11 protein-coding genes are annotated in these 12757 nt (G+C 36.9%); 9 read left to right on the top strand and 2 right to left on the bottom strand.

Annotation, left to right across the window (positions count from 1 at the left end):
* Window positions 1–7 precede the first annotated feature (7 nt).
* Window positions 8–1534 carry an AMP-binding protein gene (locus tag H3T55_RS15640; RefSeq protein WP_225535074.1) on the bottom strand — a complete coding sequence of 509 codons (1527 nt, stop codon included), beginning with the start codon at window positions 1532–1534 and terminating at the stop codon, window positions 8–10.
* Window positions 1535–1848: 314 nt separating this feature from the next.
* On the opposite strand from H3T55_RS15640, the gene rpsF reads away from it, so the two are divergent.
* From rpsF to H3T55_RS15595, 9 genes are all read left to right on the top strand, one after another.
* Window positions 1849–2151, top strand: a complete 303-nt coding sequence (gene rpsF / locus H3T55_RS15635) for a 30S ribosomal protein S6 (RefSeq protein ID WP_069663270.1) — start codon at window positions 1849–1851, stop codon at window positions 2149–2151.
* 48 nt (window positions 2152–2199) lie between these two features.
* Window positions 2200–2745: a single-stranded DNA-binding protein gene (gene ssb, locus H3T55_RS15630; protein ID WP_087641643.1), complete on the top strand. Its 546-nt coding sequence runs from the start codon at window positions 2200–2202 to the stop codon at window positions 2743–2745.
* 25 nt (window positions 2746–2770) lie between these two features.
* Entirely contained in the window at window positions 2771–3010 is a 240-nt protein-coding gene (rpsR, locus tag H3T55_RS15625) for a 30S ribosomal protein S18 (protein ID WP_087641644.1), read from the top strand.
* 241 nt (window positions 3011–3251) lie between these two features.
* Complete coding sequence (locus tag H3T55_RS15620) at window positions 3252–5228, top strand: DHH family phosphoesterase (RefSeq protein WP_225535073.1); 1977 nt, start codon at window positions 3252–3254, stop codon at window positions 5226–5228.
* Window positions 5229–5264: 36 nt separating this feature from the next.
* Window positions 5265–5717, top strand: a complete 453-nt coding sequence (rplI, locus tag H3T55_RS15615; RefSeq protein ID WP_087641646.1) for a 50S ribosomal protein L9 — start codon at window positions 5265–5267, stop codon at window positions 5715–5717.
* Between the two features lie 284 nt (window positions 5718–6001).
* Complete coding sequence (dnaB, locus tag H3T55_RS15610; RefSeq protein ID WP_069663267.1) at window positions 6002–7372, top strand: replicative DNA helicase; 1371 nt, start codon at window positions 6002–6004, stop codon at window positions 7370–7372.
* A gap of 238 nt (window positions 7373–7610) precedes the next feature.
* Window positions 7611–8903 (top strand): adenylosuccinate synthase, encoded by a 1293-nt coding sequence (locus H3T55_RS15605; RefSeq protein ID WP_087641647.1) that lies wholly within the window; start codon window positions 7611–7613, stop codon window positions 8901–8903.
* 191 nt (window positions 8904–9094) lie between these two features.
* Entirely contained in the window at window positions 9095–9964 is an 870-nt protein-coding gene (locus H3T55_RS15600; protein WP_225535072.1) for a DegV family protein, read from the top strand.
* 215 nt (window positions 9965–10179) lie between these two features.
* Complete coding sequence (locus tag H3T55_RS15595) at window positions 10180–11022, top strand: TPM domain-containing protein (RefSeq protein ID WP_225535071.1); 843 nt, start codon at window positions 10180–10182, stop codon at window positions 11020–11022.
* A 45-nt stretch (window positions 11023–11067) separates the two neighbouring features.
* On the opposite strand, the gene H3T55_RS15590 is transcribed toward H3T55_RS15595, so the two are convergent.
* The gene (locus H3T55_RS15590; protein ID WP_087642051.1) at window positions 11068–12699 is read right to left on the bottom strand and encodes an ABC-F family ATP-binding cassette domain-containing protein; all 1632 of its coding nucleotides are present in this window, start codon (window positions 12697–12699) and stop codon (window positions 11068–11070) included.
* Window positions 12700–12757: the final 58 nt, after the last annotated feature.

Raw genomic sequence — 12757 nt, 5'->3', positions numbered from 1 at the left:
TTATAATTTATTGTTCTTTCAACGTTTTTTCAATCTGTAATCGTTGGACTTTCATCGTTGCTGTGCGGGGAATTTCGTCCCAAGCCATAATGATCGGTTCGCTTAAGCGTGGCAAGTCATTGACTTGTTCCCACCAAGCATCCCAGTTCATTTCTTGCTTTGGATCAACAGCTAAAATCGGTTGAGGAGAATTATCTTTTGCACGAACAATGATCACTTCTTGAAGGAAATCGAGTGCATCTAGTAAATGATCTTCGATCGCTAGATTACTATCGATTTTTTCAATCAAATCAACCTGACGATCTTTCAGATGCAGATGACCTTGTTCATCCATAAAGCCATAATCACCACTATCCCACCAAGGACCAAAAACCGTTGCTTGGAATCGCTCATCTTCTTTGTAATAAGTAAGTGCACGTCCCTTAGATAGAAATTGAATATGTCCATCTGTCATTTTAGGCAGAACATTGCCGTCTTTATCTGCAATTCTAGCCTCAGTCAACCCTTCTAAACCAACACCCATGTCGCGAGCATCAGATGTTTTTAGTGATTCTAGAGTATGAGCTTTTAAGATCATCGGCCCACATTCGCTTTGTCCATAGACTTGTAGGAAAACAGGTTCGTTTTTCTCTGATGCTTTTAAGAAGCTGGCCATAGTCGCATTATTGATTGCATCAAATGTAGAGTGATAGTAGCGCACACTGCCGAAAACCTCAGGTGCTCTTTTCGCTAATGAAGTCCACTGAACGAAGTTATTTGGATGAGTTTCAAGAGCAATAGGTTGATGTTTTAAGAGCATTGCAGCAACAGAATCACTGTTGGATATGGACAAGGGCATCATTGGAAAACCCATTGCCATTAACGAAGAGACACCGATATTAAAACGTGAATGTACAGGTGAAATATGGAATCCAACCAGTTTTTTCTCTGCGATTTTAGTAAAAATTGTTTTTTGCCATTTTGTACGCCATCCCATAGAATTTGCTGAATGACAAATCAATTTTGGGATACCTGTTGTTCCAGATGTATGTGTCATATAAGCGATCATATCTTTAGGAAGTTCGACTTGAGGAACTTCTTCAGTAGATGCTTGTAAAAGTCTCTCAATAGAGATCTGTTTGCTGGAAGAACTGTTTTTCACGCTGTTCACTTTTTCAGCTGTTTCATCATCAAATAAAATAAAAGGGTCATCTAAACGATCAACAAACACTTCGATTGTTTCTGCTGGAAAGTGATAAGAGATCATTGCTGGAACAGCGCCTAAATAAGAAGCTGCAACCGCTAGTAAATACGTATCGAATTTGGAACTTTTAAAGATAATGATTTTATCCTCAGCTTTAACACCTAGACTTGCTAATTGATACGCACGATTTAAAATGGCATTATGACTTAGCTCGTACGTATAACTTGTACCTAGTTCTGGAAAAGCGGGTAGGGGTTCATCATGAATAATTGCAGTAGTAGGGTTTTTACAGGCAGCATCACGATAATTTGTATACAAATTAAGTGGTTGGTACTCTAACAGTTGGTTCAATTTACAGCATCCTTTCAAACTACATAAATATTTTTATCGCTTGTGTAATAACGAACAAGGACAGTATACCATGAAAAATAAATAACCTGAATAAATAAGAAAAAAACAAAAAGACACTGATTTAACGTATATTAATAGTGAAAGCTAAAAGAGGAAATAGCTTGAGGAAAAAACAGTCAAAAGTTATGAAGGATACTTGATTTGATTGGATTTTAGGTGTATAATAAAATATTGTGAGTAGTCTATTTTTTTAGATCGCTCTCCTTGCTCTTAGCAAACTAAGAGCCTTGAAGTCCATAGGGAGGTGAAAATCAATGAGTCAAGCTACGAATTATGAAATTATGTACATCATTCGTCCGAACATTGATGAAGAAGCAAAAACTGCTTTAGTAGAACGTTTCGACACAATCTTAAAAGATAACGGAGCAGAAGTTATCGAATCAAAAGATTGGGAAAAACGCCGCTTAGCATATGAAATGAACGGATTCCGTGAAGGCATCTATCATATCGTTAAAGTATCTTCTCCATCAACTGCAGGAGCAATCAATGAATTTGATCGTCTTGCTAAAATCAATGACGATATTATCCGTCATATGATTATCAAGGAAGAAGCATAATAAGAATGTTTCACGTGAAACATTCATTTGACGAAAGGAGATGTTTAAATGATTAACAACGTTGTATTAGTTGGAAGACTAACAAAAGATCCAGATTTACGATATACTTCTAGTGGTTCAGCTGTTGCGACATTTACTTTAGCTGTAAATCGTAACTTTACGAATCAAAGTGGAAATCGTGAAGCAGATTTTATTAACTGTGTGATTTGGCGTAAACCCGCTGAAACAATGGCAAACTATGCGCGTAAAGGTACATTGTTAGGTGTAACAGGTCGTATTCAAACTAGAAATTATGAAAATCAGCAAGGTCAACGTGTATACGTGACTGAAGTTGTTTGTGAAAATTTCCAGTTGTTAGAGTCTCGTTCTGCATCAGAGCAAAGACAAACACAAGAAGGATCAGCACCGTCATACAATTCCGGCGGCGGAAGTTTCCAACCATCACAGAATAATAATTTTTCAGGACAAAACAATTTTAATCAATCATCCTCTCAGTCTAGCAATAACGGTATGCCTGATTTTGATAGAGATGCTGATCCATTCGGTGGAACAGGATCGACTATTGACATTTCAGATGATGATTTACCATTCTAAACGAATTTGATAGGAGGGAATAAGAATGGCACAACAAAGAAGAGGCGGACGTAAACGTCGTAAAGTTGACTATATTGCAGCAAACCATATTGAATATATCGATTACAAAGATGTTGAATTACTAAAAAAATTCATTTCTGAACGTGGAAAAATTTTGCCACGTCGTGTAACAGGTACTGGTGCTAAAAATCAACGTAAATTAACAATCGCGATTAAACGTGCACGTATCATGGGCTTATTACCATTCGTTGGTGAAGAGCAATAATATAGAAAACAAAGATCAAAGAATTAATTTTCTTTGGTCTTTTTTTAATTTCAAATTATTCTTTTTACATGAAAGTAACCTTAAATGTACAAACTAAAATTGAAGAAATAATACTAGTTATGATTTGAATAAGGCAGCTATGATATCTATGGAATGTTTCACGTGAAACATTATGGAGTTCGCAGAAATTCCATTTTTATGCTAAAATAGCGGTATGCTTGAAGGATGGGGGAGTCCTTAAATGAGAAAAATTGGAATGAAACAACTGTTAGGTTTTGCATTCGTTCTTTTTTTGTTAGAAGTTCTAATTCTCTTTTTTATACCTAATAAATACATATCTATTTTAGCATTATTAGTGCTTAATCTTTTTTTGATAAATAGAATTATTTATCTAATTAGGCGAATAGAGATATCAAATACGGAAAAGATTAGAGCCGCTAGCAGAATAGCTGAAAAATCATTAGATTATGCTTTTAATGAAGTGTCTGTGGGTATCATCAATTATGATCCTGATACTAAGGAAGCCAAGTGGTTAAATCCTTTTGCAGAAGACATCTTCAAAAAAGATGGGCAATCATTGCTCAGTCCAGAACTGATCCAAAATTATCTGTCACTTGCTGATAAAGGTAAAGATATTTTCAAAGTAGGTGAACATATCTATCGTTTCAATATAGATACTACTCAAAATACAATAACGTTTAAAGATATTACAAAAGAGAGTAACTTGTATCAAGAGAAATTGGGTATGCAGACAGCTATAGGAATTGTTTCTGTAGATAATTATGATGATATAACAGATAATTTGGATGATAAAGAGATCTCGTATTTGAACAGTTTCATTACAACAATGATTTCTGATTGGATGGATCAGTATCAGGTCTTCTATAAAAGACTAAATGCCGAACGATATTTTTTCATCGCACAGCTTGAAGATGTGCAAAAAATGATGGATGAAAAGTTTCAGATATTAGATAAAATCAGAAAAGAATCAAGTACTCGAGAAAGTTCAGTTACATTAAGTATGGGGATTTCCTATGGTGGAGAAACCTTGAATCAAACTGGAAATACGGCACAAACGAATTTAGATACTGCTTTAGTTAGAGGCGGCGATCAAGTGGTAGTAAAAGAAGCAAAAGATGACGCTAAACCGGTTTTTTATGGTGGTAGAACAGCTTCTGTTGCGAAAAGAACACGTGTTCGTTCTAGGGCAATGAGTACAGCTATCCAAGGAATCTTATCAGAGTCTTCAGATGTTTATATCATGGGGCATAAGTATCCTGATATGGATGCTATAGGATCGGCATTTGGTATGGCGCGTTTAGCAAAATTCCATGATAGACACGCTTGGATCGTATTAGATAAAAATGAAAGCATTCCTGATGTCGAAAGAGTCATGAGTGAATTACAAAAGTATCCGGATTTGGCAGAACAAATCATTACGCCAAAAGAAGCGATGAAAAAGAAAACGGATAGCAGTTTGTTGATCATGGTTGATTACCATAAGCCTTCACTATCTATCTCACAAGATTTGTACGAACAATTTGAGAAAGTCGTTATTATCGATCATCATCGTCGTGGTGATGAGTTTCCTGTAAAACCTTTGCTTTCTTATATTGAATCTTCTGCTTCTTCTGCTTCAGAATTAGTAACAGAATTGATCGAATACCAAAGTAATTCAAAAAGACGATTAGACAAATTTGAAGCCACATTGCTGCTTGCGGGAATTGTTGTTGATACGAAAAGCTTTAGTGTACGGACAACTTCTCGAACCTTTGATGTAGCAAGTTATTTGAGAACTTGTAGTGCGGATTCATCTTTAGTACAATATTTATTAAGCTCAGATTTGACCAGCTATTTAGAAATGAACAGCTTGATTGCTCAGAGTGAGTATGTGACATCTGATACTGTGATCGTTACTGGAAGTGAAGAAAAAGAGTATGATAGTGTGACAGCTGCAAAAACAGCAGATACTTTATTATCAATGGTTGGGATCAATGCTGCTTTTGTGATCACGAAACGTACAGATAAGCAGATAGGGATTAGTGCTAGAAGTAATGGGTCGATAAATGTCCAACTGATCATGGAAAATCTTGGCGGAGGTGGTCATTTCACTAACGCTGCGGTACAATTACCTAATGTAACAGTTGCTGAGGTCAAAGAGCAGCTATTAAGAGTGATACACCAAAATATCAATGTAATGTATGATTCAGCGCCATAAGCTGATCGTGCTTTTAAAATGAGGAGGAAAAATAGTATGAAAGTTATTTTTTTGCAAGACGTTAAAGGCAAAGGAAAAAAAGGTGACGTAAAAGAAGTTCCAACAGGTTATGCTCAAAATTTCCTGATTAAAAACGGTTATGCTCAAGAAGCGAATAAGGGGAGTATCAGTGCTCTTGCAGGACAGAAAAAAGCTCAGGATAAACACGAAGCAGAAGTTTTAGCAGAAGCAAAAAAAATGCAAGAGTTTCTAGAAAAAGAAGAGACTGTTGTAGAGCTTAAAGCAAAGGCTGGAGAGGACGGACGGCTTTTTGGATCAATTCCCTCAAAACAAATTGCAGAGGCCTTAAACAAGCAATATAAGGTGAAATTAGATAAACGTAAGATCGAGTTGTCTCAACCGATTCGTGCGCTAGGTTATACGAAAGTTCCAGTAAAACTTCATCATGAAGTAACGGCAAAAATCAAAGTACACGTAGTAGAAGAATAGTCTTAAAAAAAGAAAACTAAAAGATATCTTAGCTTTTCTAAAATTGATTTTGTTTCACTATGCACGTACTTTTAGAGTGTTGTTCAAAAGAGATTCTTACTTTTGAGCAACACTTATTTTTCTTTTTATGAAAAGCCTGCACCTGTGATTCTCAGTGTACATTTAAGTCAATTATTGTTAAAATAGAAAGACTGGACAGAATGAATATATAGTGAGAGTTGTGGAACTAATCGTATCTGTAAAGATCGATCGTTTCTAGTGAAAGAAAAATAGGAGAGAAAAAAATGAGTGAAGTATGGCAAGATAGAGTACCGCCACATAGCATGGAAGCAGAGCAGGCTGTTTTAGGGTCGGTTTTTTTAGATGCTGAGGTTATTATCGATGCATTAGAGTACATAGAACCAAAAGATTTTTATCGCCGTAATCATCAATTGATTTTTCAAACTATGCTCACGTTAAATGATCGGAATGAAGCAATTGATGTCATTACCATCAAGGATCGTCTGGAACAAGAGAATTTGTTGGAGGATGTTGGCGGTTTAAGCTATTTATCAGATTTAGCACTAGCCGTACCGACTGCAGCAAATATCGTTTACTATGCTAAAATCGTCGAACAAAAATCATTACTACGCAATTTGATTTCGACCGCTACTGAGATCGTAACAAAAGGATTCGAACAAGGTGAAGATGTCGAGACGATCTTAGATGATGCTGAACGTAGTATCCTAGAAGTATCGGAAAAACGAAACAGAAGCGGCTTCTTATCGATTGCAGATGTATTGAATACATCGATTGCCAACATCGATCAGCTGTATCAAAATGACGAAGAAATCACGGGGTTACCGACAGGTTATCCAGCGTTAGATAAGATGACTGCAGGGCTTCAAGCAGAAGAATTGATTATTTTAGCTGCTCGTCCGGCCGTGGGGAAAACAGCGTTTGCTTTGAATATCGCTCAAAACATCGGGACCAAAACAGATCGTTCAGTTGCTATTTTCAGTTTGGAGATGGGGGCGGAATCTTTGGTCAATCGGATGCTTTGTGCAGAAGGTTCGATCGAAGCTGGTCACTTGCGAACGGGTCAATTATCTGAAGAAGAGTGGCAAAACTTGATCATTGCAATGGGTAGCTTATCCAGAGCTCAAATTTTTATTGACGATACACCAGGGATCAAAATTACAGAGATTCGTGCAAAATGCCGGAAACTGGCGCAGGAAAGAGGCAATTTAGGTCTGATCCTGATCGACTATTTGCAGCTGATTGAAGGAACGGGACGTGAAAGTCGACAACAAGAGGTTTCTGAAATTTCTCGTCAGTTGAAGAAATTAGCAAAAGAGCTGAAAGTTCCTGTGATTGCCTTGTCACAGCTATCTCGTGGTGTAGAGCAACGGCAAGATAAACGACCAGTATTGAGTGATATTCGTGAATCTGGTTCGATCGAGCAGGATGCTGATATCGTTGCTTTCCTTTATCGTGATGACTATTATGAGCGTGGTGAAGGCGGCGAAGATGGCGATCATGAACCACCGGAAATCGATAATGTGATCGAAGTTATCATTGAGAAAAACCGTAGTGGTGCGCGGGGAACAGTTGAACTGTTATTTATTAAAGAATATAATAAATTCTCGTCGCTATCACCGAGAGAAGAGTTTTAAAGTATAGTTAAATAAGTTGTCTATGATCTTTATGGGCAGCTTATTTTTTATTTGCTAAAGGACAGTTAAGTTTTGAATTTTCGTTTTTTTAATGAATGTTTTTTAGTATAAAAAATAATGTTCGTGTTTTGCTTTGTTTTTGTTTTTTTGAAATAATAATATTCGATTTTTTGTTGAAAGCGTTGCGTTTTACTGGTACAATGAATCAGGACAAAATAATTTAGAACGAGGTGTTCGAATGTCATCAGTTGTAGTAGTCGGAACGCAGTGGGGCGATGAAGGAAAAGGGAAGATCACAGATTTTTTAAGTGAGAATGCTGAAGTCATTGCACGTTATCAAGGCGGAGATAATGCAGGTCATACCATTAAATTTGATGGTGTTACTTATAAACTACACTTGATTCCTTCAGGTATCTTTTACAAAGAAAAAATCAGTGTGATAGGAAACGGCGTAGTCGTTAATCCTAAATCATTAGTAAAAGAGCTTGCTTATTTAAAAGAGAACAATGTAACAACAGATAATTTACGTATTTCTGATCGTGCACATGTCATTTTACCTTACCACATCAAACTAGATCAATTACAAGAAGATGCTAAAGGTGAAAATAAGATCGGTACAACGATCAAAGGAATCGGTCCAGCTTATATGGACAAAGCGGCACGTGTTGGTATTCGTGTGGCAGACTTATTAGATAAAGAAATTTTTGAAGAGCGTTTGAAAATCAATTTAGAAGAAAAGAATCGTCAATTTGTAAAAATGTTCGATAGCGAACCGATTTCATTTGAAGAAATCTTCGAAGAGTATTATGAATACGGTCAGCAAATCAAACAATATGTGACAGATACATCTGTTATCTTAAATGATGCATTAGATGCAGGCAAACGTGTCTTATTTGAAGGTGCACAAGGTGTTATGCTTGATATCGATCAAGGAACATATCCATTTGTGACATCATCAAACCCAGTTGCTGGAGGCGTGACGATCGGTAGCGGTGTTGGTCCTTCAAAAATCAATAAAGTCGTTGGTGTATGTAAAGCTTATACATCACGTGTGGGCGATGGTCCATTTCCGACAGAATTGTTTGATGAAACAGGAGAAACGATTCGTAAAGTCGGAAAAGAATACGGAACAACAACTGGACGTCCGCGTCGTGTCGGCTGGTTTGATACAGTGGTAATGCGTCACTCTAAACGCGTTTCAGGTATCACCAATCTATCATTAAACTCAATCGATGTATTAAGTGGTTTAGATACTGTAAAAATTTGTACAGCATATGAGCTGGACGGTGAATTGATTTATCACTATCCTGCCAGCTTGAAAGAATTAAGCCGCTGTAAACCAGTTTATGAAGAATTACCCGGTTGGACAGAAGATATCACCGGCTGTAAAACATTGGCTGATCTACCAGCAAATGCTAGAAACTATGTGCACCGTATCTCTGAATTAGTAGGTGTTCGTATTTCAACATTCTCTGTTGGACCAGACCGTAATCAAACAAACGTTTTAGAAAGTGTTTGGGCTCAAATTTAATCAAACAGGATAAGAAGTTGGACACTTTTGTTTCCACCGTTTATTTGCTTTTAAAGAGACTGGGTTGTAACTTGTAGAGTTATGTCCCAGTTTCTTTTTTGTTCATTTTCAGTAAGAAACTTCCCTGAATAAAGCATGAGTATCTTTTAAATATATGTTAAAATAGAAAAACAGTTAGGGGGATATCAAAGATGACTTTTAAGATAATGACAGATTCATGTTGTGACTTACCATATACATATTTAGAAGCAAATGATGTTGATTTTATCAGTATGACGATCCAGTTGAACGGGAAAGAATTAGTGGATGATTTGGGGAAAACATTCGACTATGACTGGTTTTTGCAGGAGATAAAAACGGGTGGTATGCCAACAACTTCTCAAGTAAACGTTGGTCGCTATATTGAATTTTTCCGTCCATTTGTAGAAAAACAAGTGCCAATTTTATATTTAGCTTTTTCGTCCGGCTTAAGTGGTTCTTATCAAAGTGCCAAACAGGCTGTGGAAATTTTAAAGGAAGAGTTTGAAGAAGCAGAAATCTATGTGATCGATACAAAAGCTGCCAGTTTAGGTGAAGGACTTTTAGTCAGCGAAGTGATCGACTTGAAACAAGCTGGGCATTCCTTAGAAGAAATTTTATTATGGTTGTCAGAAAATAAAATGACAGTCCATTCTTGGGTGACGGTAGATGATTTAAAACATTTGGAGCGTGGCGGCAGAATTTCCAAAGCAGCTGCAGCAATTGGCGGATTGATGAATGTTAAACCGATTATTGTAGTAGATGCACAAGGCAAGCTGCAAAATATTGGAAAAGTTCGCGGACGTGGGAAAGCGTTGAAGAAACTTGCTGATGAGACGGTTCAAGGAATGATCGATCCAATCAATCAAAGGTTATTTATTGCTTATGCTGGGGATTTAGAGAGTGCAGAAAAAGTCAAAGCATTGATCGAAGCGCAGGTTCAAGTGAAAGAAATTCGCCTGCATCCATTAGGTCCGACAATTACAAGCCACACAGGAAATGGCTGTATAGCAGTATTTTCTAGAGGTAAAAAAAGAATATAATTAGTTATTTAATGTTAAAAGATGAAGCAGGAAAATCATTTATTTTGCTTCATCTTTTTTATATCATACTTAAAAATAGGACTAAAGTCTGATTACAAGAATATTTCTTTAATATTACAATGGTGTTACGTTACACATTATATTTAGCTCCTTACTAAAAGGGTTGTTGCGTTGAAGGGAAGTAAGGAGCTAAATCAAAAAAGGGGTTAATCACAATGAAAAAGATCAAAAAAATAACGAATAGAGGATTATTTTTTTTACTCTTATTTTGGAGTATTGCATTACCGATAACAGCGTATGGTCAAGGGGAAAACTTACCTGAAGCACCAACAGATTTCTATTTAGATCAATTGAATATCTTGGCAGAAGATACAAAGCAGCTTATTAACAATAAAGGTGAGTTTTATAAAGAACAACCAGAGAATCCTCAAGTCGTTCTTGCAACGATTGAATCAACAAATGGCGATAGTATTGATAGTTATGCGCCAGAACTTTTTGACAAATGGAAAATTGGAAATAAAGAGCATGATAACGGGATCTTGATTTTATATGCTTTAAATGATGGCGATCGTAATGTGAGGATCGAAATTGGCTATGGTTTGGAAGATGTGATTACAGATAGTACGGCCATGAATATCTTAGTCAGTCAAAAAGACAAATTAAAATCTTCAGATCCTGTACTGATCAATGAAGGGTTACGATATGTATTTAATGCAGTAGCAACTTTGATCGATCAAGATTATGGCTATCCAACTGATGAACATGCGTTGAGTCAAACTGAGTTAGATGGATTTTATGAGAATGAAGATGATGACGTAATTTATACTTCTTCAAGCAATTGGGATTCAGGTGACGGTGAATTTCTTTTTGTCCTATTGTTGATGGTTCCAATTTGGATATTGTCAGCTATTTTCGGCAAAGGAGATGGCGACAGTGGCAGTTCTTGGGGAGGCGGTTCTTCTTCTGGCGGCTCATGGGGAGGCGGCGGAGGTTCTAGTTCTGGTGGCGGTTTTTCCGGAGGCGGAGGAAGCTCTGGCGGAGGTGGAGCGAGTATTTAACAAAAAAAAGATCAAACGCAGTTTTTCAGCGTTTGATCTTTTTTGTTAGTATTCACTAGAAAATAGCTGATCCAATTGTTTTTGGACATCTTTATTTTCTAAGAACTCATCATATGTTGTATCTGCACGATCCACAACACCTTTGTCAGAAACAGCGATGATGCGGTTTGCTAATGTTTGAATAAATTGGTGGTCATGAGAAGCGAATAAAATGGCGCCAGTAAAAGCCATCAAGCCATCATTCAAAGCAGTGATCGATTCTAGATCCAAGTGATTTGTCGGATCATCTAAAACAAGAACATTGGCTTTTGATAGCATCAATTTAGACAGCATCACACGAACTTTTTCACCACCGGAAAGAACGTTGACTGATTTCAATACATCTTCACCAGAAAAGAGCATTCTACCTAGGAAGCCGCGTAAGAATGTATTGTCATCTTCTTCTTTGCTGGCAAATTGACGTAGCCAATCTAAGATCGTCAAATCTGTATCAAAATCTTTACTGTTGTCTTTTGGCAGATAAGCTTGAGAGGTTGTAACACCCCAACGTACAGTACCAGTATCTGGTGTGATTTCACCCATGATCACTTTGAAAAGTGTCGTTGTGACGATATCATTGTCTGCAATGAAAGCTACTTTATCAACATTACTTAAAGAAAATGAGATATTATCTAAAATCTTCTTGCCATCGATCGTAACAGAAACATTTTCTACATGCAGCAAATCATTACCAATTTCTCTTTCAGGTGTGAACCCAACAAATGGGTAACGACGTGAAGAAGGTTGGATGTCATCTAATGTGATTTTATCCAACATCTTTTTACGAGAAGTTGCTTGCTTTGATTTTGATGCATTTGCGCTGAAACGAGCGATAAAGTCTTGTAATTCTTTGATTTGTTCTTCTTTTTTCGCATTTGCGTTTGCTTGCAGCTTAGCTGCCAATTGGCTTGATTCCAACCAAAAGTCATAGTTACCAACGTATAATTTGATTTTTCCAAAATCAAGGTCAGCCATGTGTGTACATACTTTATTCAAGAAGTGACGGTCATGGGAAACAACGATAACGGTGTTTTCAAAGTTGATCAAGAATTCTTCAAGCCAGCTGATCGAACGTGTGTCCAATCCATTTGTCGGCTCATCTAAAAGTAGTACATCAGGTTTACCAAAAAGTGATTGAGCAAGTAATACTTTCACTTTTTGACCCGCAGTCAGTTCACTCATTTTTTGGTCATGAAGTTGATCAGGAATGTTTAATCCTTGAAGTAAAACAGCTGCTTCAGGTTCAGCTTCCCAACCATCAAGCTCAGCAAATTCACCTTCAAGTTCAGCAGCTTTGATTCCATCTTCATCAGAAAAATCTTCTTTCATATAGATCGCATCTTTTTCTTTCATCACTTCATAAAGGCGTTTATGTCCCATGATAACAGTTTCTAAAACAGTATTATCTTCATAATCAAAGTGGTTTTGTTTCAGTGTAGCCATACGTTCATCGGGTCCCAATGTGATCGTTCCAGTTGTTGGTTGGATTTCACCAGATAAGATTTTTAAAAATGTTGATTTTCCAGCGCCATTCGCACCAATCAATCCGTAACAGTTACCAGGCGTGAATTTAATATTTACATCGTCAAAAAGTTTGCGGTCTGAAAATAACAAACTTACATCATTTACAGTAATCAATAGATTTCCTCGCTTCATATATAATAGTTAAACCTCTCTGCATTATAGCGAGGAAACC

It is taken from the genome of Enterococcus sp. S22(2020) (assembly GCF_020295385.1).
GTDB classification, from domain to species: Bacteria; Bacillota; Bacilli; order Lactobacillales; family Enterococcaceae; genus Enterococcus_L; species Enterococcus_L dunnyi.
The sequence above is the reverse complement of the archived record's forward strand: the minus strand, read 5'-3'. Positions and strand labels throughout refer to the sequence as shown.